The following is a 20,498-nucleotide window of genomic DNA, read 5'->3' as shown; positions in this document are numbered from 1 at the left end:
GGGTGAAATATGCATCAGCTGATCATCTCAGCCGCCGCTGAAGGCGACGTCAACCCCCTTGTTCCCAATGGCTGGGAAATGCTGGTTGTCTTCGTGGGCTTTGCCATCCTCTTCTTCATCGTGGTCAAGTTTGTTGTCCCGATGTTCGAGAAGACCTTCGCAGAGCGTGCCGAGGCCATCGAAGGCGGCATCGCCAAGGCTGAAAAGGCCCAGGCTGAGGCGTCTGCTGCACTCGAAGAGTACAAGCAGCAGCTGACCGACGCCCGCACCGAAGCCAACCGCATCCGTGAGGAAGCCCGCGCCGAAGGTGCCCAGATCCTCGCGGATCTCAAGGAGAAGGCGGCAGCAGAGTCTGCCCGCATCACCGCGCAGGCCCACGCACAGATCGAGTCCGAGCGCCAGGCGGCCGTTGTGTCCCTGCGCTCTGAGGTAGGCACCCTGGCCACCACCCTTGCCGGCCGCATCGTGGGCGAGTCCCTCGACGACGACGCACGCGCAGCACGGGTAGTGGACCGCTTCCTGGCAGATCTGGAGTCCCAGAACGCAGGTGCAGCTAAGTAATGGCAGGCGTATCGAGCGAATCGCTGGCAACAGCCCTTGGCGCTTTGGAAGCGAAGCTTCCCACGGCGTCGCTGCAGCTGGCAAAGGAACTCTTCGGAATTCTGGGAATGGTGGACAGCTCGGCTGGCTTGCGCCGTGCCCTGACTGACCCCTCCCGCAGCGGTGACGAAAAGTCGGCGCTGGTGAGGCAGCTGGTTGGCGGAAAAGTCTCCGCTGATGCTGCTGAGATCGCGGCCGGTCTGGCCAGCTCACGCTGGGCATCGGCGCGTGACATCGGCGATGCACTCGAGACTCTTGCCGCAACGGTGGTCATTTCCGTTGCTGAAAACAAGTCGGCCGTTTCTGCCTCCGGAATCACTGGCCTGGAGGAGCTGGAAAACGACCTGTTTTCCTTCAACCAGGCTGTTGCCTCCAACCACGAGGTACAACGTGCTCTGTCCGAACCGCAGGCAAGCTCCGCCGCGAAGGCTGCCCTTGCAGAGAGGCTGGTGCCCGGCGTCAGTGAGGAAGCAAAAGTCCTCATTACGCAGGCAGTCAGCCAGCCACGCGGAATCAAGCCCACCAGGCTTGTGGAGCGGTTCGCCGAACTGGCGGCCAAGCGGCAGCAGCGCTGGATTGCAACGGTCAGCGTAACCCGGCCCTTGTCGCAGACGCAGCAGTCACGCCTCCAGGCGGGCCTGAATGCCCTGTACGGGCGGGAACTGAAGGTCAACGTCAACGTTGACCCGTCGCTCATTGGCGGAATCCGCGTCCAGGTGGGAGACGAAGTGCTCGACGCTTCCGTCCTTTCCCGGCTGGGCGAACTGCAACGCCAGCTGGCCGGCTAGCCGGACAAGCACAACCAAACTGATAGAAACCCCGGTCACCGTTTGCGGTGATCACAAACAGGAGAGCAGGGACTGCAGATGGCCGAATTGACCATCAACGCCGACGACGTCCGTAATGCGTTGAACGAGTTCGCGGCGTCCTACGAACCCGGAAACGCAGAGCGCGTAGAGGTTGGCCGTGTAACGACCGCAGGTGACGGCATCGCCCGTGTTGAGGGCCTTCCCTCGGTCATGGCGAACGAGCTTCTTCGCTTCGAAGACGGCACGCTGGGCCTGGCCCAGAACCTTGACGTCCGCGAGATCGGTGTCATTATCCTCGGTGACTTCCAGGGCATCGAGGAAGGCCAGGAAGTGCACCGGACCGGGCAGGTTCTGTCCGTTCCGGTTGGCGACGCCTTCCTCGGCCGCGTGGTTGACCCCTTGGGCCAGCCCATGGACGACCTGGGCGAGATCAAGGCTGAGACCACCCGTGCCCTGGAACTTCAGGCGCCCGGCGTGACCCAGCGCAAGTCGGTCCACGAACCGATGCAGACCGGCCTGAAGGCCATCGACGCGATGATCCCGATCGGCCGCGGCCAGCGCCAGCTGATCATCGGCGACCGCCAGACCGGCAAGTCCGCCATCGCGATCGACACGATCATCAACCAGAAGGCCAACTGGGCTTCGGGCGATGTCACCAAGCAGGTCCGCTGCATCTACGTCGCCATTGGCCAGAAGGCGTCCACCATCGCCGCCATCCGCCAGACCCTCGAGGACAACGGCGCGCTTGAGTACACCACCATTGTGGCCTCTCCCGCGTCCGACCCCGCAGGCTTCAAGTACCTGGCACCGTACGCGGGCTCGGCCATTGGCCAGCACTGGATGTACGGCGGCAAGCACGTCCTGATCGTGTTCGATGACCTGTCCAAGCAGGCCGAGGCATACCGCGCCGTGTCGCTGTTGCTCCGCCGCCCGCCGGGACGCGAAGCCTACCCGGGCGATGTCTTCTACCTGCACTCCCGCCTTCTGGAGCGTTGCGCCAAGCTCTCCGACGAGCTCGGTGCCGGTTCCATGACGGGCCTGCCGTTGATCGAGACCAAGGCGAACGACGTTTCCGCCTACATCCCGACCAACGTCATTTCCATCACCGACGGCCAGATCTTCCTGCAGTCGGACCTCTTCAACGCCAACCAGCGCCCCGCTGTTGACGTTGGTGTCTCGGTGTCCCGCGTTGGCGGTGCAGCCCAGGTGAAGTCCATGAAGAAGGTCTCCGGTACCTTGAAGCTGGACCTTGCCCAGTACCGCGACATGCAGGCGTTCGCGATGTTCGCATCCGACCTGGATGCAGCGTCCCGCCAGCAGCTGACCCGTGGCGCCCGCCTGATGGAACTGCTCAAGCAGGGCCAGTACTCGCCGTTCCCGGTCGAGGACCAGGTTGTGTCCATCTGGGCCGGCACCAACGGTTACCTGGATGACGTCCCGGTCGAGGACATCAGCCGCTTTGAAGCCGAGTTCCTGGAGCACCTCCGCCACAAGTCCTCGATCCTGACCACGCTGGCCCAGACCAACGTACTGGACGATGACACCGTTGCCGCTCTGAAGTCCTCAATCGTGGACTTCAAGAAGGGCTTCTTCGGCGAGGGTGACAACCACCTGGTAGGCGCCGGCCACGAGGAGCATGACGCTATCTCCGAGGGCGAAGTCGACCAGGAAAAGATCGTCAAGCAGAAGCGCTAGTTCCGCATCGCCGGGTGTGCCGGGCCCCAGGGTCCGGCACACCCGGCTACGGAATGTTAGGAAAGGATAAGTATGGGAGCCCAGATCCGGGTCTACCGCCAGAAGATCAGCTCGACCACGTCGATGCGCAAGATCTTCAAGGCGATGGAACTGATCGCTACCTCGCGCATCGGGAAGGCCCGTGCGCGCGTAGCAGCTTCACTGCCTTACGCGAACGCGATCACGCGCGCCGTTTCTGCTGTCGCCAGCCAAAGCGAAATCGACCACCCGCTGACCACTGAGCCGGAGCAGATCCGCCGTGCCGCCGTCCTGGTAATTACCTCGGACCGTGGCCTGGCAGGTTCCTACTCCGCCAGTGTGCTCAAGCAGGCGGAAGGTCTCTTCGAGCTGCTCCACGACGAAGGCAAGGAAGTCAAGACCTACCTCGTGGGCCGCAAGGCCCAGGCGTACTTCGAATTCCGGAACCGCGAATATGCGCGGGTCTGGACCGGAGGAACCGACGCTCCAGAGTTCGCCACCGCCCGTGAAATCGGCGAGGCGCTGCTGTCAGATTTCGCAACTGACTTCGAGGAGGGCGGCGTGGACGAAATCCACGTTGTCTACACCCGCTTCAAGTCCATGGTTACCCAGGAGCCGACGGTCATCCGCCTGCTCCCGCTGGAAGTAGTGGAAGAACAGGCTGCTTCCGAATCGGAGCTCCTGCCGCTGTACGAGTTCGAGCCGGAGACGGAGCGTGTCCTTGACGCCCTGCTGCCGCGCTACATCGAATCCCGTATCTTCGCAGCCATGTTGCAGGCGGCAGCTTCCGAGCTTGCAGCCCGCCAGCGGGCGATGAAGTCCGCAGGCGACAACGCAACGGACCTGATCAAGAAGTACACGCGCCTGCGCAACACGGCCCGCCAGGCCGAAATCACGCAGGAGCTCTCCGAGATTGTTGCAGGTGCCGACGCCCTCGCGTCGTAGCCTCCCGACCCTCGGTTCCGCGGAACCAGCAACACCACAGATAGACTTAACCCCACGCCATCTACTGAATGAAGTGAGAGAGATGACTGCCACTGCTACCGAACACGTAGCCGCAACGTCCGGTGCAACCGGCCGTATTGCGCGCGTAATCGGCCCGGTTGTCGACGTCGAATTCCCGGCTGACGCAATCCCGTCGATCTATAACGCCCTCACCACCGAGATCACTCTCAACGGTGAGACCAAGACCATTACCTTCGAAGTTGCGCTGCACCTCGGCGACAACCTCATCCGCGCCATCTCGCTGCAGGCAACCGACGGCCTGGTCCGCGGCACCGGCGTCGTTGACACCGGTGCCCCGATCTCCGTTCCCGTTGGTGACGGCGTCAAGGGCCACATCTTCAACGTGCTGGGCCAGCCCCTGGACGTTGCCGAGTCCGAGCTGGATGTCAGCGAACGCTGGCCCATCCACCGCAAGGCTCCCAGCTTCGCTTCGCTCGAAGGTTCCACCGAGATGCTGGAGACCGGCATCAAGGTCATCGACCTCCTCACCCCGTACATCAAGGGTGGAAAGATCGGCCTGTTCGGCGGCGCCGGCGTGGGCAAGACCGTTCTGATCCAGGAAATGATCACCCGTGTTGCCCGCAACTTCGGTGGTACTTCCGTGTTCGCCGGTGTTGGCGAGCGTACCCGTGAGGGCAACGACCTCTGGGTGGAAATGGAAGAGGCAGGCGTCCTCAAGGACACCGCCCTTGTATTCGGCCAGATGGATGAGCCGCCGGGAACGCGCCTGCGCGTGGCCCTGTCCGCGCTGACCATGGCGGAGTACTTCCGCGATGTGCAGAACCAGGACGTGTTGCTCTTCATCGACAACATCTTCCGCTTCACCCAGGCAGGCTCCGAGGTTTCCACGCTGCTGGGCCGCATGCCTTCGGCCGTGGGCTACCAGCCCAACCTGGCGGATGAGATGGGCCTCCTGCAGGAGCGCATTACCTCCACCAAGGGCCACTCCATCACCTCGATGCAGGCCATCTACGTTCCCGCAGATGACTACACCGACCCGGCTCCGGCCACGACCTTCGCACACCTCGACGCGACCACGGAACTTTCCCGTGAAATCGCCTCCCGTGGTCTGTACCCGGCCGTTGACCCGCTGACGTCGACTTCCCGCATCCTGGATCCCCAGTACATCGGCAAGGACCACTACAACACGGCTGTCCGTGTGAAGCAGATCCTGCAGAAGAACAAGGAACTCCAGGACATCATCGCCATCCTCGGTGTCGATGAACTCTCCGAGGAAGACAAGATCGTCGTGTCGCGTGCACGCCGCATCCAGCAGTTCCTGTCGCAGAACACCTACACTGCCAAGCAGTTCACCGGCGTCGAGGGCTCCACGGTTTCCATCAAGGACACCGTTGAAGGCTTCGCAGCCATCTGCGACGGCGAACTCGACCACATCGCAGAGCAGGCCTTCTTCAACGTTGGCGGCCTCGATGACGTTGAGCGCCAGTGGGCCAAGATCCAGGAACAGACCAAGTAATATGGCTGAGCTTGAGGTTGAGATTGTCGCAGCGGACCACTTTGTGTGGTCCGGAGCGGCCAAGATGGTCAAGGCCCGCACCAGCGATGGTGAAATCGGAATCCTGCCCGGCCACTCGCCCCTGCTGGCGATCCTGGCCGAGGGTGAACTGGCAATCCAGCCGGTATCCGGGGACCGTATTGCGGTAGATGTGGACGGTGGATTCTTCTCCGTTGACAACAACCGCGTGGTTATCGTTGCTGACAACGCCCAGCTGGGCGGCTCGGCTACCGCTGGGATCCGCTAGCACGACCTTGATGGACGCACCGGGTATTTCGTTCATCGCACTGGCAATCGCGTTCGGATTGCTGATCTTTGCACTGTGCCTTTCGGGGGTGCGCCGCTTCAACCTGCGGCGTGCCCTCGGCACGGTGGACGCCTCCATTTGCGTAGCTGGAAACAGCTGGCAGATGGGGGTTTGTCGTTATCAGGACAACGACCTTGAATGGTTCAGGCTCATCTCCTTGAGCGTCCGGCCCAAGTACACCTTCAAACGCAGCTCCCTGGAGCTCCTGGGGCGCAGGAAACCCACCGAAGCTGAAGCCGTCAAGGTTCAGCCGGATGTGGTGATCGTCGAACTCCGGTACGAGGGGCAGGACCTCCACTTCGCCATGAAATTCGACGCCTACACGGGTCTTTCCTCCTGGCTGGAAGCGGGTCCGGTCATCGGCGTGGGGACCTGGCGCTAGCCGGCGTGGACTGGTTTTCAGACATCCGGCTCACGGACGGACCACTGTATGGAACCGTCCTGGTATTGGGAGTTGGCGGCGCAGCCTATCTCCTGGTGCCGCCCCGGCGTGCCTCCATGACTTCCGTGCACCGGGCCCGGACCTGGGCGCTGCGCATCCTCCTTGCTGCCGCCGCCGCGTTCGCGCTGGTGGCCACGGTGCACTGGGCCCTCATCAATGTCTTCACTGTTTTCCCGGAGGACCTGCCGAATCCGGTACTGCTGTGGCTGGTCCCCGGTGTGGCGGCAGTCCTCCTGGGCCTGCTCCGCCTGCCCAGGACGGGCTGGCGCGGACGCGGGGCCGGAATCCTCGCCGCGCTGCTGGTGGTACTGCTCTCAGCAATCCAGATCAACGCCTACTTTGGCCTGAACAGGACGGTAAGCGACCTTTTGGGAACGGCCCTGGCCCGGATACCGGTCCTCGAGCAGGACGTCATGCGGCACGCCGGCGAATCTGACGGTGTCCCGCTCCAGGGCTGGAAGCCCGAGGGGGAGTTGCCGGCCGGAGGCGAGCTGCGGAAGTCCGCTATCCCGGGAACAGCCTCGGGAATGGCCACGCGGGATGCCTTCATCTACCTTCCCCCTGCCTATTTTGCTGCCAACAGGCCGGCGCTGCCCGTGCTGGTACTGGTGGCCGGGCAGCCCGGCGGCCCGGCGGACTGGCTCACCGGTGGCGCAATCCGCGGCCATATGGATTCATTCGCCGCCGCACACGGCGGGGTGGCCCCCGTGGTGGTCATCCCGGACCCGAACGGATCGCAGTCCGCAAACACCATGTGCATGGACAGCCGCATCGCCAAGGCAGACACCTACCTGTCCCAGGACGTGCCCCGCTGGATCAGTTCCACCCTGGCGGTGGACACCAACCACAGCCACTGGGCCGTGGGCGGGTTCTCCTTCGGCGGCACCTGCGCAGTGCAGATGGGAACACGGCATCCGGACATCTACGCGGACGTGCTGGCATTTTCCAGCGAGGCCGAACCCGCCATTGCCAAGGAACGGCAGAAAACCATCGACGCCGCCTTTCCTGGAAACCCCGAAGAATTCACCAAGCAGACTCCACTGGAGATCATGAAACACCAACGGTTCGAGTCCAGTGGCATGTACCTTACGGCAGGCCAAAACGATCCGGAGTTCGTGGGGAACCTCCGGACACTGGCCGCTGCGGCAGAGAACGCGGGCTTCACCGTGCAGGCACACGAGGTGGAGCACACCGGTCACTCCTGGGATACCTCGTCCAAGCGCTTTGCGGACGCACTGCAGTTCCTGGGCAGCCAATGGGGCCTGCAGTGGTGAGCACCAGGAAACCGGACCGTACCGTCGTCCTGATGTGGGCCGCCGTCGGGCGCCCGGCCGTCCAGCAGGCACTGGGCACGCTGAAATCGATGCCCTTCACACTTGGCGTGGTGGTTGCCTTCCTGGCGGCCGCCGCACTGACCGGGAGCTTCCTGGATGGACCGCCCGAGCAACTCCTGGGGCTGGCGTCTGTCAGCGGGCCTGGCCTGCGCGAGGGGCAGTGGTGGTCGCTCTTCACCAGCCTGTTCTTCGCCACAAACCCGCTGGCCTACCTCACCGCGTCGCTGATGATTGTCCTGCTGCTCGGACTCGCCGAGCGCAAGCTGGGCCGGCGTGCCGCCGTCGGACTCTTCTTTGGCGGGCAGTTTGCCGCCGTCACGGTGTTCCTCCTGGTGACCCAGCTGGCGGGGTACGTGGGGGACGGCTGGCTGGACAAAATGGTGAATGACAGCCTCATCGGGCCCTATGCGCCGGTGCTGACGGCGGGCCTTGCCGCCAGTGCGCGGATCACGCTGCTGTGGCAGCGCCGGCTCCGTACCGTGGTGCTGTCCATCTCGATCCTGCTGGTCCTCTACGTAGGTCACGCCGAGACCATTATTGGGCTCATCGGTGCCCTTCTTGGCCTCCTGGCAGGCTGGTGGATCCAGGGGGACCAGGGACGGCTCCATCGCCACCGGTCCACCGGCCGCGAGACCAGGAACCTCCTGGCCCTCACCGTTGCCGTCTTTGCCGTGGGCCCCATCCTGACGGGAATCACCCGCGCACCCACCGGCCCGCTGGCACTCCTGCGGGACGTCGTGCTGAGTCCGATGCCCACGCTCAGCCAGCTCGTGTTCAACTGTGGCGCCACCGTTGATGCCTCCTGCCTCGAAACAGGCAGGGCAGGATTCGCCGGACCGTTCGGCCTGGCGCTGGCAGTGGTGCCGGTCATCCTGCTGCTGATCTGCGCGGACGGCATGCGCCGGGGCCGCCGGCTCGCGCTTAACATCGCCTTGGCCATCCAGCTGGCTGTCACGGCGCTGGCAGCGGTCTACCTGGCCCTGTTCGCCCTGGTTCCCTCGCGCCTCCAGGGCACGCATGCAACGCCGCTGTCCTCGGCCTTCGCCCACGTCCTTCCACTCGTGGTTGTTCCCCTGCTGCTTGCGGTGGTCCTGTGGCTGAACCGCCGCCAGTTCCGCGTGCAGACCCGGCCGGGTGCCCGGCGCACCCTCGGGGTTGTGGTCTGCGGAACATGGCTTGTCCTGGCCAGTTCCTACACCGTGGCCTGGTTCTCGTCCGGCGGCCTGGCCCGCGACGGCGGGCTGCTGGGCCTTTTCGCGGAGTTGGCCCGGCAGTATGTTCCGGTGCCCATACCCCAGCATTTCCGCCGGGTCTTCCCGGAACAGGACAGCGCCGAAGCCCTCCTGTTCGCCTACTCGGGGCCAATCTTCTGGCTCGTGGCCCTGGTGGCCGTGTGGTGGGTACTCGTGGGCCGGCACCACGGCCTGAACTTCGGCCGGCAGGACCGCGACCGCGCGCGGCAGCTGCTCCACCAGGGCGGCGGCCCGCTGTCGTGGATGGCGCTGTGGGAGCCCAACACGTACTGGTTCAGCCCGGACGGCGCGGGTGCCATGGCCTTCCAGCAGCACGGGACGGTGGCACTGACCCTGGGCGGCGCCTTTGGGGAGCGCAAGGCGGAGCAACGCGTGACGGAGGGTTTCCTGGACTACTGCCGCAGCCAGGCGCTGATCCCCGCACTGTATTCCTGCGACGACACGCTGTGGCCGGCGCTCAGGGAACGTGGCTTCTCCCGGGTGGCCGTGGCCCAGGAGACGCGTCTGGCGCTGGACCAGCTGGAGTTCAAGGGAAAGGAATGGCAGAACGTCAGGACGGCCCTGAACCGTGCCGCCAAGCTGGGGGTGCACGCGGTCTGGGGCTCGTACCATTCGCTGCCGGCCGCACTCCGGTCCCGGTTGAACGAAGTGTCCGAGGAATGGGCGGCCGGCAAATCCGTTCCCGAAATGGGCTTCACGCTTGGGGGAGTGGACGAACTCGATGACGAGGAAGTCCTCTGCTGCCTGGCCGTGGACGGCAACGGTGCGGTCCACGGCGTGACCAGCTGGCTTCCGGTGTACGACGGCGGGCGGCTGGTCAGCCGGACGCTGGACGTTATGCGCAGGGGCAGTGAGGGCTTTCCCGGCGTCATGGAGTTCCTGATCGCCTCGGCTGTCCTTGAGCTGCGCGATTCCGTGGACATGATCTCGCTGTCCGGCTCGCCCCTGGCGAGCCGTCCGGAGGACGCAGCCCAAGGGGACGCAGCAGGGGACGCCGAAAGGGAGGAAGACGCAGCCGCGACCGATGAGGGCGCGCAGAACCTCGTGAGAATCCTGGACCTGGTGGGCCACTCGCTTGAGCCCGTCTATGGCTTCCGCTCCCTGGCAGCCTTCAAATCCCGGTTCAAGCCCGAGTACCGGGCCCTGTACCTGTACTACCAGGACCCGCTGCACCTGCCTGCCATCGGGAGGGCGCTGACGCGCGCCTACCTGCCGGGGCTTTCCCTTGCACAGGGCGCCCGCCTGGTCCGCAAATTAGTGACCTGACACCGGCCATACGCCGCTCAACGATAAAGTCATATTTGCGGCGCATATATATTTCACAAACAAATGATCCCCGGCAATTGCGCCGGGGATCATTTGTTTGTGCTGACAGCCGCGGCAAGCGGCCGGGCGGTACTAGACCAGAGTTACGCCGGTGGCCTGGGGGCCCTTGGCACCCTGGCCGATTTCGAACTGAACGCGCTGGTTCTCGTCGAGGGTCTTGAAGCCGCCGGTCTGGATCTCGGAGTAGTGAACGAAGACATCGCCATCGGAGTCGTCCGGGGTGATGAAGCCGAAGCCCTTTTCAGCGTTGAACCACTTGACGGTTCCCTGTGCCATTTATTTCTCCTCATTGTGGAACTTTTTAAGACCGGCACACCTCGTGCCGACCTTGGTCACTCCGCGAGAAGAATCCTGGGTTGCCTTGCCTGGGACAGGTCCGGCGCTGCAGGAGCTTCGCGCTCGCAACATGTCTTGCGAGCATGAAAAACACCTACACAAAGACTGAGATAAGAATTTCATGCCCGTTCCCGCAGGTCAACGGCCCGAACAGCAAAAAAGAAAAAATTTAGGTAAAAAACAGGTGACAGGGAACCCCGTCTCGAAAAGCGCCAATTAGGTGCCCGAAGCAACAAAGGGAATTCTAGAAGAGCCGGGATTCGCTGTCGTCGACTCCGCGCATGGCGTCATAGTCAAGGGTGACGCAGTCGATCCCGCGGTCGTTGGCCAGTACCTTTGCCTGCGGCTTGATCTGCTGGGCTGCAAAGATCCCGCGGACCGGTGCCAGCAGGGGATCGCGGTTGAGCAGTTCCAGGTACCTGGTCAGCTGCTCCACGCCGTCGATGTCCCCGCGGCGCTTGAGTTCGATGGCCACTGTGGCACCATCGGCGTCCCGGGCCAGGATGTCCACGGGTCCGATCGCGGTGAAGTACTCGCGCCTGATCAGGGAGTAGCCCTGGCCCAGCGTTTCAATCTGGTCGGCCAGCAACCGCTGCAGGTCCGCTTCCACACCGTCCTTGATCAGCCCGGGGTCCACGCCGAGGTCGTGGGAGGACTCGCTGACCTTCTCGTGGATGTTGATGATGAGCCGGTCATCGGTCTTGGCCGACTGCACGGTCCACTGCTCCACCACGCCCAGCTCGAGGTCCACTTCGTCCGGGGACGTAACGCGCAGGGTTGCCGGCGGGCTCATCCAGTTCAGCGGCTTGTAGGAACCGCCGTCGGAGTGCACCAGCACGGAGCCGTCCGCCTTCACCAGTAGGAGCCGGGTGGCGAGGGGGAGATGGGCCTTGAGCCGGCCAACGTAATCAACGGAGCAATGGGCTATGACGAGTCGCACGCCGTACAGACTATCGCGTGGGCTCCGGCAGGCCATGGTCGACGCCGGGTGGCCGGGCGGAGCGGCAGGGACGCCACGGACGGGCGGGGGCACCACGGTACGGCTCGGTGTGCGGACCGGCTGGGGCAGAATGGAGACATGCCGCGTTCCAACCGTCCCCGCCGTCCCGCTTCCGGCAAGGGCCCTGTTTCCGGCCGGGGCGCAGGCCGGAAGGGCAGTGCGGACGTTCCCGAACTGGACCTTGAGCGTGCCCGGGCTGGAATCGCCCGCCGGGAAAGCGCTCCCGACGGCGAGTGGATGGTCCGCACCATGACCGCCAAAAATGCCGAAAAGACCTACATCTGCCCGGAATGCTCCACCGCCGTACTGCCCGGGATCGCCCACCTGGTGGTCTGGAAGGATGACCATCTCTTTGGAGCTGCCGCCGGCCTCGCGGAACGGCGGCACTGGCACACCAACTGCTGGATGACGCGCAGCTACCGCTACCGCTGACGCGGCGCGGCAGAAGAACCTCCGCGGTCGCTAAGCTGGCAGGCATGACTTTTGATCCGGCGCCGTACGAATTCAGCCCAACCCAGGGCCCCGCTCCCATCCGTGCCTCCACTGTCCTGCCTGCCCGGCGCGAGAACATCGAGCTGCAGACAGAGGACGGCCACACACTGGTGGGGGAGCTGGCGCTGCCCGAGTCGGGGCCGGTCAAGGCCACGCTGATCACGCTCCACCCGCTGCCCACGCACGGCGGCTTCATGGATTCCCACGTTTACCGGAAGGCCTCCTACCGGCTGCCGGCGCTGGCCGGCATCGCGGTGCTGCGCTTTAACACCCGGGGCACCGCCTCGCCGCGCGGCACCAGCAGCGGCGCCTTCGAGGAGGGAGTGGGCGAGCGCTACGACGTGGAAGCAGCCGTCCGCTTCGCCGTCGAACGGGGCCTGCCCAACCGCTGGCTGGTGGGATGGTCGTTCGGGACCGAGCTGGCGCTGATGTACGGCGCCGTGGAACCGGTGGCCGGACAAATCGAGGGTGCGGTGCTGCTCTCGCCCCCGCTGCACCGCGCCACAGACAAGCACCTGCAGATGTGGGCGGAATCAGGCAAGCCCCTCACCGTCCTGGTACCGGAGCATGACGACTTCCTGCAGCCGGCCGAGGCAACCGAACGCTTCAGCCTGGTGCCGCAGGCCCGCGTGGTGGGCGTGGCCGGGGCCAAGCACCTCTGGGTGGGGGAGAAGTACGCGGCCCGGGTGCTGAACGACATTGTGGCCCTGGTCAGTCCCGACCCCGACCGTGCAGAGCTGCCGCAGGAATGGGACGGTCCGGCGGCGACTGCCGGAGCCTAGGCTTCCCGCAGTGCTAGTGCTGGTCCTGCCGGACGATGTAGATCTCCCGGACCAGCAGCAGCACGGCGGCGGCAGTGGGGATGGCGATCAAGGCCCCCAGGACACCCAGCAGGCTGCCGCCGGCGATGACGGAAATCACCGCCACGGCACCCGGCACTGCAACGGCCTTCTGCATGATGCGCGGTGAAATGAAGTACGCCTCGAACTGCAGGTATGCGAAGTAGCAGATGGCGTAGATGGCCGCCACCTGCCAGCCCTCGGTGAGGGACACGAGGGTTACCACGATGCCCGCGATCATCCCGCCCACCAGGGGGATGAAGGCCAGCAGGACCACCACGAATGCCAGGAGCAGGGCGAACGGAATGCCGACGATGGACATCACCACGAACGCGAAGGTGGCGTTGAGCAGGGCCACGCACGCCTGGCCGATCACGTAGTTTCCCACCGACCGCGTGATCTCCTCCGAGAGGGCGGCAACCCGCTTCCGCCGGGAGCGCGGGGCCAGGCGGTAGCCCCACTTCTTCATGGCTGGCAGCGCTGCCAGGAAGTACAGGCTCAGGACCAGGACGATCAGGGCGCCGAAGAGGCTGTTGGCCACGGTGGATCCGAAGCCCACTACACCGCCGAAAATGCCGCCCATCGCGGCGGGGTCGTTGACGAACTTGTTCAGTTCCTCGGTGATCCGGTCGCGCACGCCGAACTGGTCATCAACGTTGCGGAAGAAATCCGAATCCATGAAGTTGCGCACCCAGTCCGGCGCCTGCCGCACGATTTCGGAGACCTGTTCAACGATGGTGGGAATGAGGGTGGCAAAGAATCCGACCACCGCGCCCATCAGGACTGCCACGGATACCAGGATGCCGGCGGGCCGCGGGATCTTCCGGTTTTCGAGCCAGCCCACCACCGGTTCCAGGCCCAGGGCGATGAACAGCGCCGCCACGATCCACAGCAGCAGCTGCGTGGTGTGGGAACCGATCCAGTAGACCAGCAGCGCCAGTCCCACGCCCACGGTGCCCATGAAGCCCATGTAGAGCGGATGCTGGGGGGACATGCGCGGTCCGGGGTGGCCGAACTGCGGCTCATCGTCACCGTCGTGTTCCGACTCCGGAGCCTGTCCGGTGTATTCCGGCGGCATCTCGAACCGAAGCCTGGGCTGGGCGCCGGGCAATGGCTGGCGAAGCCGGCGGACCACATGGCCAAGGGCTGCAGCGGCTGAACCCCCGCGCCGTGCTGCCATGGCGAGCGGAGGAACGGCGGCAGGAACAGGGCCCCTGGGATCCCCTGGAATTCCGGCTGCAGCCGAGGACGGGTCCGTCTTGTCAGTCAATGGATTTGGGGGCCTGTTCCGTGCGTGGCACCGCCTGCGCGGGCCGGTGTGATGATCATCGCAAACACTATCAGCAGGCTTGTCACCACGAGCCGAAGGCGCCGCGCGCGGGCCGGTGCGGGCGGGGCGGAAGGGCAAAAAAGGGGGCGCTGGTAACAAAAAGGTTACTATTGAAGGCAAACCCCCGCTGATGATAGGTGTTTCCCTTGCGTTTAAAGACTGCAGCCGCACTTGTGCTGCTCGGCCTCCTGACACTTTTGGCCGGCATCGGCCAGAGAACCATCTGGGCTCCCTCCGAGACGTTCACCGCGTCCGCGCCAGCCGACGCCGCCGCTGCGCCGCTGACCGTCATTGACCAGAAGCTGCGCACCCTGCACGGCGGGACGGTCAAGATCAACATCCAGGGCGACGGAAATTTCATGCTGGCCTCCGGCCGGCCGGATGACGTGGACGCCTGGGTGGGCAAGACAGCCCACAACACCATCACCGGGGTGTCCGAGGACGAAAAGTCCCTCCAGGTCGAGCACGCCGACGGCGAAGGCACCGCACCGAACCCGGCAGGTTCGGACCTCTGGGTGTCCAACGAGAACGCCAGCGGCGAGCTTGAATACACCTGGACCCCGCCCGCCGACGGCGACTGGAGCCTCCTGCTCGCCTCCGACGGCACCAAGCCTGCGCCGGCCACCGTGTCCATGACGTTCCCAAATGACACGTCCACTCCGTGGGCTGTTCCGCTGATGGTCCTGGGCAGCCTCCTGATCGTGGGCGGAATCGTCCTCGCGCTGCTCTCCGCCCGCCGGAAGAACGGCGAAGGCGAGGGCGAAGGCGGCGGCGACCCCGGCTTCGCTGCCCGCGCCCGTGCCCGGAAGGCGCAGAACCAGGACCCGTCGTCGTCCTCCAAGGTCACCATGGTGGCAGCCGGTGTGGCAGCAGCAGTGCTGGCTGCATCCGGCACGGCCGCCCAGGCCGCCAGCCCCAGCCCCCAGCCTTCCGGGAGTGCCTCATCGCCGGCGAAGGAAGCAGCAGGATCGCCTGTCCTGCTGGACGCACAATTCCGCCGGATCCTGGAGCAGGTCTCCAGCGCCACCGACGCCGGGGACGCGGCCAAGGACGCCGCCAAGCTCGCGGACCGCGTTGCCGGCCCCGAACTGGAAATCCGCACCCAGAACTACAAGATCCGCTCCCAGGTGGGTTCCTACGAGCCGCGCATGCCCGTGCGCTCCACCAAGCTCCTGACCACGGTGGTCACCAGCGACCGTGACTGGCCGCGTTCGGTGCTGGCCGTGACCCAGGGCGAAGGCAACGTTGTCCCGCAGATCCTGACGCTGGTCCAGCAGTCGCCCCGCGAGAACTACAAGCTCATGGAAACCACGCCCCTGCAGCCGGGAACCACGTTCCCGAACATCAGCCGGGGTGGCACCGACACCCTGGCAGCGTCGGACAAGTCCGGGCTGCTCTACAGCGGCGAGGAAGCAATGTCCGGCTTGGCCGACAGGCTCACGTCCGCGGACTCGCCGTTCAAGGACAAGCTGGTCGAGGGCGACTCCTCGCCGTACATCGCCGACACCCTGTCCTACCAGGCAGAGGTGGTCAAGGCCGGCGAGAACGGCAACTTCTCCTTCACCCACAAGGTGGTACCCGAGAGCACCGTGGTGTTCCGGACCTCCGACGGCGGGGCACTGGTCCTGGGCCGGATCAACTTCGGCTTCGAAGGCACCCCGAAAGCTGCCGGCGACAAGCTCAGCATCGGTGACGACGCCGCAGCCCTGGCCGGTGGCAAGGAAACCACTACGGGCATGGTCCTGAACTTCGCCGAATCGATGGCTGTCTACGTGCCGCCGGCAGGATCGACGGGCCCGATGAAGCTCGTTGCCGCCACCCGCGGCCTGGTCGGCGCCAGCTTCAAGTAGCGCCTGACTGCATTACCACCGGCAGCGGCCGGAGTGGCTAGAGTGGGAAACATGAGTTCGCCAGCTTCCCGCCCAGTCCCTCCTGCCGCTGCCAACCTGCTTAACCTGCGCGGCGCCGTCGACCTTTCCTCACTGAAGCGCCCCGCAGCTCCCTCCGGTACAGCTCCGTCCGGCACCGCGCCGTCAGGGGCGGCGCAGGAAGGGCAGCCGGGCGCGGCGGCAGGCGGACCTGAGCTCAAGGTCAACGTCACCGAAGCGAACTTCCAGCAGTTGGTGGAACTGTCCGCGCAGGTTCCGGTGGTGTTCGCGCTGTGGGCTTCCTACTCGCCGGAGTCCGGCAGGATGGTGGAGACCCTCGACCGCGTCGTGGCCAGCTACGGCGGCCGCCTGGTCCTGGGCGCTGCCGACATCGAAGCTTTCCCGCAGCTTGCCCAGGCCTTCCAGGTGCAGGCCGTCCCCACTGCCGTCGCCGTCCTGAAGGGGCAGCCGGTACCGCTCTTCCAGGGGTCTGCGGAGGAGCAGCAGGTGCGCAGCCTCTTCGACGAACTCCTCAAGGTGGCCGCGGCCAACGGCGTCACCGGAAGCCTGGACGCCGGCGGTGCCGCTGAGCAGGAGCCGGCGCCGCTGCCGCCGCTGCACCAGGCGGCCTACGACGCCATCGAAGCCGGCGATTACGCCGCCGCGGCCGAGGCCTACCGCCAGGCTTTGAAGGAAATGCCGTCGGACCACGAGGCCAAGGCCGGCTTGGCGCAGGTGGAGCTGATGCACCGGCTGCAGTCAGTGTCGGCCCAGGACAGTGAAGCGCTGCGTACGCTGGCGGCGAATGAGCCGGACAACCTGGACGCCCAGCTTGGGGTGGCGGACCTGGATGTGGCCGGCGGCCATGTGGAGGACGCACTGAACCGGCTGGTGGCCTTCATCGGCAGGAATTTCGGTCCGGAGCGTGAAACCGCACGGGTGCGGCTGCTGGAACTTTTCGAGGTGGTGGGCGCCGGTGACGGGCGCGTGGCCAAGGCGCGCCAGGCGCTGGCCCGGGTGCTGTTCTAGTGCCGGCCCTGTTCCAGCCGCTGGCGCTGCGGTCCATGGAGCTGCAGCACCGGGGATGGGTCTCGCCCATGTGCCAGTACAGCTGCGATCCCGACGCCGCCCCGGGGGTTCCGAACGACTGGCACCTGGTGCACCTGGGCGGTTTTGCCGTGGGCGGCGCGGCGATGATCCTCACGGAAGCCGCGGCAGTGAACGCCGAAGGCCGGATCAGCCCCCGGGATGCCGGCCTGTACAACGATGAGCAGGCGGCGGCCTGGCAACGGATCATCTCCTTCGTCCACCGGAACGGTACTGCCGGCACCAAAATCGGCGTGCAGCTGGCGCACGCGGGCCGGAAGGCGTCCACGTTCTGGCCGTTCTCCGGCCGGCACGGCACTGTTCCCGCCTCCGAAGGCGGGTGGGACACCATTGGTCCGTCCACCACCTCGTTCGAGGGCTACGCGGCGCCTGCCGCCATGACCGTGGAACAAATCCACGGCGTCATCGCCGATTTTGCCGCCGCTGCTGAACGTGCGGTGGCCGCAGGGTTCGACACCATGGAGATCCACGGGGCACATGGCTACCTCCTGCACCAGTTCCAGAGCCCCCTGATCAACCAGCGTGACGACGAGTGGGGTGGGGACGAGGCCGGACGCAACCGCCTGATGCTGGCCGTGGTTGATGCAGTCCGCGCCGTGATTCCCGATTCCATGCCCCTGCTGCTCCGGATCTCGGCCACCGACTGGGCGCCGGGCGGGGTGGACCAGGCAGCCTCGGTCCGCCTGGCCCGCCAGGCGGCTGGCCGTGGCGTGGACCTGGTGGATGTTTCCAGCGGCGGGGCGGTGGCCCACCAGCAGATCAAGCCGGGCCTGGGCTACCAGACCGGGTTCTCCGCCGCCATCCGCGGGGAGGCAGGAATCGCCACCGGCACGGTGGGCCTGGTCACCACGCCGGGACAGGCGGAGCACGCGGTCGCCACCGGCCAGGCCGACGGCGTCTTCATTGCCCGGGCCGCGCTGCGCGACCCCCACTGGTGGCTCCGGGCCGCCTTCGAACTGGGCCACGACATGGCCTGGCCGCCCCAGTACGAGCGGGCCATCCCGCGGCGGACCTTCTAAGCCCCATCCCGTGAAGACGGAGCCAGGCATGGCACACGCTGGCGGGGATGGCCCGCACACCCCGGTTGGGCGGCAGCTGGAAGCGAAAATCCTGGAGCTGCTGGCTTCCCGGCCGGCAACGTCCACCATCTGCCCGTCCGATGCCGCCAGGGCGGTGGGCGGCGACGACTGGCGGCACCTGATGGAACCGGCCCGCGAAGCCGCGCGGCGCCTGGTTGACGCCGGCCAGGTCCACATCACCCAGGGCGGGTCCGTCGTCGATCCCGCCACGGCAAAGGGGCCGATCCGGATCCGCAAGGCGCTGTGAAGGCCGGCTGTCAGCCCAGAAGGTCGTCCACGTAGCACCAGCGCCATTCTTCGCCGGGTTCGATGCTGCGCATGACCGGGTGGCCGGTTTCCTTGAAGTGGCGGCTGGCGTGACGTCCCGCCGAGGAGTCGCAGCAGCCAACGTGTCCGCAGGCAAGGCACATGCGCAGGTGCACCGGTGTGGTGCCCTCCCGTTCGCAGCCTGCACATGCCGGGTCGCCGGGGAGCGGTGCCGGCATGGCCGCCGTCAGGTGGTCGCAGACGCCGCCGGGCTGGGACAGCCCTTCACCGCCACCGCCGCCGGCAGCGGAGTCCAGCTCGTTGAGGGAGGCATCGAGCATGGACTCTTCCACATCCAGCCGCTCCAGGACTTCGCTGAGGACCTCATGGGCAAAGTCGCCGCCCCGCCTGAGTTCCAGGACTTTTTCCCGTTCGGCTTCCAGCATGGCCATCCGCAGCTGGGCGTACCGCTGGCTGGGGGTGGCCGCCTCTGCAGCGGGCCTGCCCAGGCGTTCCCAGGCTGCCAGTCCCCGCTCCTGGGTCCGGCGCCGCAGCATGTCCATGACCTCCGGGGGATCGCTGTCCCGCCGAAGCTTCTCCAGGCGCTCCATACCCGCAGTGGTGGCCAGCTGCATCAGTGAGGCCTGGTTCAGCGCGTCCTCGCGCCTGTCCGGCCCGGGCACGCCCAGGGCGCGGACCAGGGCCGGCAACGTAAAGCCCTGCAGCACCAGGGTGCCGGCCACCACCACCATGGCGGCCAGGACCAGGACGTTGCGGTGTTCCAGGTCATCGGGCAGCGTGAGCACGGCAGCCAGGGTGACTACGCCACGCATGCCCGCCCAGGACACGATGGCGGGAAACTGCCACGGCGGCGCGGGGTCCTTGCGCTGCACGGAAGGAATCAGGCGGGGGAGGTACGTGGCGGGAAAGACCCAGATGGGCCGCAGCACAAGCACGGCCACCAGGATCACGGCGCAGCCAAGCCATACCCGGCCGGCGCCCAGCGAATCGTCCTGGACGCTGTCGATGATGGTCCGCACCTGCAGGCCGATCAGCAGGAATACGGAGTTCTCCAGGAGGAACTGCACCGTGTCCCAGTTGCTGCGGGCGCTTTGCCGCGCGGCTCCGTTGGGCATGGACGGCGCCTTGGTACCCATTACCAGGCCGGTCACGACGACGGCGAGCACACCGGAGGCGTGGATGGCCTCGGCCGGGAGGAAGGCAACGAAGGGGGCCATCAGCGATGTTGAGGTGTTGATGGCTACGTTGCTGATCCGTTTCCGGATTTCGGTCAGGACGTAGGCGGCAGCCAGGCCCACCACCAGTCCTCCGCCGGCTGCCAGCACGAAGCCGCCGGCGACATCCAGCGCGGACACCGAACCAGCGATGGCGGCCACGGCCGCCCGCAGGCACACCAGAGCCGTGGCGTCATTGACCAGTGATTCGCCCTCGAGGATGTTGACGATCCGGCGGGGCATGCCCACCTTCCGCGCGATCGCGGTGGCCGCCACGGCGTCCGGGGGAGCCACCACCGCGCCCAGCGCAATGGCGGCGGCCAGCGGGATTTCCGGGAACAGCCACCACACCACCGCCCCGACCCCCAGTGTGCCGAAGATGACATAGCCCACGGACAGGAGCCCGATGGACCGGCGGTTCGATGTGAAGTCGAACAACGATGTGCGGAACGCGGCGGCGTAGAGCAGCGGGGGCAGCAGGCCAACCAGGACCAGTTCCGGATTAAGCTCGACCAGCGGGATGAACGGCAGGAAGGATCCCGCCACGCCGGCCATGACCAGGAGCAGGGGAACCGGGAGATTGAGCTTCCGCCCCACCGCGCTGCCGGCGCACACCACCGCAACGATTACCAGCAGGCCCAGGGCAATGTCCATGAAGTTA

The 20,498-nt window shown here is 65.9% G+C and carries 19 protein-coding genes; 15 read left to right on the top strand and 4 right to left on the bottom strand.

All coding sequences use genetic code 11. The features are described from left to right. Positions 1-9: 9 nt before the first annotated feature. From VIK36_RS13595 to VIK36_RS13555, 9 genes are all read left to right on the top strand, one after another. Complete coding sequence (locus tag VIK36_RS13595) at positions 10-561, top strand: F0F1 ATP synthase subunit B (protein ID WP_175316623.1); 552 nt, start codon at positions 10-12, stop codon at positions 559-561. After that, complete coding sequence (locus VIK36_RS13590) at positions 561-1,388, top strand: F0F1 ATP synthase subunit delta (protein WP_324642296.1); 828 nt, start codon at positions 561-563, stop codon at positions 1,386-1,388. The genes VIK36_RS13595 and VIK36_RS13590 overlap by 1 nt, the downstream gene beginning before the upstream one ends. Positions 1,389-1,466: 78 nt before the next feature. Then, positions 1,467-3,104, top strand: coding sequence for a F0F1 ATP synthase subunit alpha (gene atpA, locus VIK36_RS13585; protein WP_141160059.1), 1,638 nt, complete (start codon positions 1,467-1,469; stop codon positions 3,102-3,104). Positions 3,105-3,176: 72 nt separating this feature from the next. Further along, on the top strand, positions 3,177-4,067 hold the full coding sequence (locus tag VIK36_RS13580; protein WP_255172585.1) for a F0F1 ATP synthase subunit gamma: 891 nt from the start codon (positions 3,177-3,179) through the stop codon (positions 4,065-4,067). A gap of 82 nt (positions 4,068-4,149) precedes the next feature. Continuing rightward, complete coding sequence (atpD, locus tag VIK36_RS13575; RefSeq protein ID WP_255172584.1) at positions 4,150-5,604, top strand: F0F1 ATP synthase subunit beta; 1,455 nt, start codon at positions 4,150-4,152, stop codon at positions 5,602-5,604. Position 5,605: 1 nt separating this feature from the next. Next, positions 5,606-5,890, top strand: a complete 285-nt coding sequence (locus tag VIK36_RS13570) for a F0F1 ATP synthase subunit epsilon (RefSeq protein WP_018760117.1) — start codon at positions 5,606-5,608, stop codon at positions 5,888-5,890. A gap of 10 nt (positions 5,891-5,900) precedes the next feature. Continuing rightward, positions 5,901-6,332 (top strand): DUF2550 domain-containing protein, encoded by a 432-nt coding sequence (locus VIK36_RS13565; RefSeq protein ID WP_159631651.1) that lies wholly within the window; start codon positions 5,901-5,903, stop codon positions 6,330-6,332. 5 nt (positions 6,333-6,337) lie between these two features. Continuing rightward, the gene (locus VIK36_RS13560; protein WP_324642295.1) at positions 6,338-7,666 is read left to right on the top strand and encodes an alpha/beta hydrolase; all 1,329 of its coding nucleotides are present in this window, start codon (positions 6,338-6,340) and stop codon (positions 7,664-7,666) included. Next, entirely contained in the window at positions 7,648-10,245 is a 2,598-nt protein-coding gene (locus VIK36_RS13555) for a bifunctional lysylphosphatidylglycerol flippase/synthetase MprF (RefSeq protein WP_420716213.1), read from the top strand. The genes VIK36_RS13560 and VIK36_RS13555 overlap by 19 nt, the downstream gene beginning before the upstream one ends. Before the next feature lie 132 nt (positions 10,246-10,377). Here the strand turns inward: VIK36_RS13555 and VIK36_RS13550 are convergent, their stop codons facing one another. Both VIK36_RS13550 and nucS read right to left on the bottom strand, forming a co-directional pair. Continuing rightward, the gene (locus VIK36_RS13550; protein WP_011692441.1) at positions 10,378-10,581 is read right to left on the bottom strand and encodes a cold-shock protein; all 204 of its coding nucleotides are present in this window, start codon (positions 10,579-10,581) and stop codon (positions 10,378-10,380) included. A 304-nt stretch (positions 10,582-10,885) separates the two neighbouring features. Then, positions 10,886-11,581: an endonuclease NucS gene (gene nucS, locus VIK36_RS13545; protein WP_159631653.1), complete on the bottom strand. Its 696-nt coding sequence runs from the start codon at positions 11,579-11,581 to the stop codon at positions 10,886-10,888. 138 nt (positions 11,582-11,719) lie between these two features. On the opposite strand from nucS, the gene VIK36_RS13540 reads away from it, so the two are divergent. After that, on the top strand, positions 11,720-12,073 hold the full coding sequence (locus VIK36_RS13540) for an ATP/GTP-binding protein (RefSeq protein WP_159631654.1): 354 nt from the start codon (positions 11,720-11,722) through the stop codon (positions 12,071-12,073). A gap of 44 nt (positions 12,074-12,117) precedes the next feature. Further along, positions 12,118-12,915 carry an alpha/beta hydrolase gene (locus tag VIK36_RS13535; RefSeq protein ID WP_324642293.1) on the top strand — a complete coding sequence of 266 codons (798 nt, stop codon included), beginning with the start codon at positions 12,118-12,120 and terminating at the stop codon, positions 12,913-12,915. Between the two features lie 13 nt (positions 12,916-12,928). On the opposite strand, the gene VIK36_RS13530 is transcribed toward VIK36_RS13535, so the two are convergent. Further along, complete coding sequence (locus tag VIK36_RS13530; protein ID WP_324642292.1) at positions 12,929-14,242, bottom strand: AI-2E family transporter; 1,314 nt, start codon at positions 14,240-14,242, stop codon at positions 12,929-12,931. Between the two features lie 233 nt (positions 14,243-14,475). Here VIK36_RS13530 and VIK36_RS13525 point away from each other — a divergent pair, with 233 nt between their 5' ends. Genes VIK36_RS13525 through VIK36_RS13510 form a run of 4 tightly spaced genes read left to right on the top strand, consistent with a single transcriptional unit; the run spans position 14,476 to position 18,603 of the window. Then, positions 14,476-16,152, top strand: coding sequence for a hypothetical protein (locus tag VIK36_RS13525; protein WP_324645282.1), 1,677 nt, complete (start codon positions 14,476-14,478; stop codon positions 16,150-16,152). A 51-nt stretch (positions 16,153-16,203) separates the two neighbouring features. After that, a complete protein-coding gene (locus VIK36_RS13520; protein ID WP_324642291.1) occupies positions 16,204-17,199 on the top strand; it encodes a tetratricopeptide repeat protein in 996 nt (331 codons plus the stop codon). Continuing rightward, complete coding sequence (locus tag VIK36_RS13515; protein ID WP_324642290.1) at positions 17,199-18,296, top strand: NADH:flavin oxidoreductase/NADH oxidase; 1,098 nt, start codon at positions 17,199-17,201, stop codon at positions 18,294-18,296. Before VIK36_RS13520 ends, VIK36_RS13515 begins: the two co-directional genes overlap by 1 nt. Positions 18,297-18,324: 28 nt before the next feature. Then, positions 18,325-18,603: a DUF3253 domain-containing protein gene (locus VIK36_RS13510; RefSeq protein WP_324642289.1), complete on the top strand. Its 279-nt coding sequence runs from the start codon at positions 18,325-18,327 to the stop codon at positions 18,601-18,603. Between the two features lie 10 nt (positions 18,604-18,613). Here the strand turns inward: VIK36_RS13510 and VIK36_RS13505 are convergent, their stop codons facing one another. Next, positions 18,614-20,491, bottom strand: coding sequence for a Na+/H+ antiporter (locus VIK36_RS13505; protein WP_324642288.1), 1,878 nt, complete (start codon positions 20,489-20,491; stop codon positions 18,614-18,616). Positions 20,492-20,498: the final 7 nt, after the last annotated feature.

It is taken from the genome of Pseudarthrobacter sp. LT1 (assembly GCF_035621795.1).
GTDB lineage: Bacteria > Actinomycetota > Actinomycetes > Actinomycetales > Micrococcaceae > Arthrobacter.
The sequence above is the reverse complement of the archived record's forward strand: the minus strand, read 5'-3'. Positions and strand labels throughout refer to the sequence as shown.

What these genes read in the sequence shown, in the direction of transcription:
- VIK36_RS13505 (WP_324642288.1), bottom strand. Translation starts at nt 20,491, where the DNA reads ATGGACATTGCCCTGGGCCTGCTGGTAATCGTTGCGGTGGTGTGCGCC.
- VIK36_RS13550 (WP_011692441.1), bottom strand. Translation starts at nt 10,581, where the DNA reads ATGGCACAGGGAACCGTCAAGTGGTTCAACGCTGAAAAGGGCTTCGGC.
- VIK36_RS13570 (WP_018760117.1), top strand. Translation starts at nt 5,606, where the DNA reads ATGGCTGAGCTTGAGGTTGAGATTGTCGCAGCGGACCACTTTGTGTGG.
- VIK36_RS13520 (WP_324642291.1), top strand. Translation starts at nt 16,204, where the DNA reads ATGAGTTCGCCAGCTTCCCGCCCAGTCCCTCCTGCCGCTGCCAACCTG.
- VIK36_RS13540 (WP_159631654.1), top strand. Translation starts at nt 11,720, where the DNA reads ATGCCGCGTTCCAACCGTCCCCGCCGTCCCGCTTCCGGCAAGGGCCCT.
- VIK36_RS13565 (WP_159631651.1), top strand. Translation starts at nt 5,901, where the DNA reads ATGGACGCACCGGGTATTTCGTTCATCGCACTGGCAATCGCGTTCGGA.
- atpD (WP_255172584.1), top strand. Translation starts at nt 4,150, where the DNA reads ATGACTGCCACTGCTACCGAACACGTAGCCGCAACGTCCGGTGCAACC.
- VIK36_RS13510 (WP_324642289.1), top strand. Translation starts at nt 18,325, where the DNA reads ATGGCACACGCTGGCGGGGATGGCCCGCACACCCCGGTTGGGCGGCAG.
- VIK36_RS13595 (WP_175316623.1), top strand. Translation starts at nt 10, where the DNA reads ATGCATCAGCTGATCATCTCAGCCGCCGCTGAAGGCGACGTCAACCCC.
- VIK36_RS13535 (WP_324642293.1), top strand. Translation starts at nt 12,118, where the DNA reads ATGACTTTTGATCCGGCGCCGTACGAATTCAGCCCAACCCAGGGCCCC.
- VIK36_RS13580 (WP_255172585.1), top strand. Translation starts at nt 3,177, where the DNA reads ATGGGAGCCCAGATCCGGGTCTACCGCCAGAAGATCAGCTCGACCACG.
- VIK36_RS13555 (WP_420716213.1), top strand. Translation starts at nt 7,648, where the DNA reads ATGGGGCCTGCAGTGGTGAGCACCAGGAAACCGGACCGTACCGTCGTC.
- VIK36_RS13590 (WP_324642296.1), top strand. Translation starts at nt 561, where the DNA reads ATGGCAGGCGTATCGAGCGAATCGCTGGCAACAGCCCTTGGCGCTTTG.
- atpA (WP_141160059.1), top strand. Translation starts at nt 1,467, where the DNA reads ATGGCCGAATTGACCATCAACGCCGACGACGTCCGTAATGCGTTGAAC.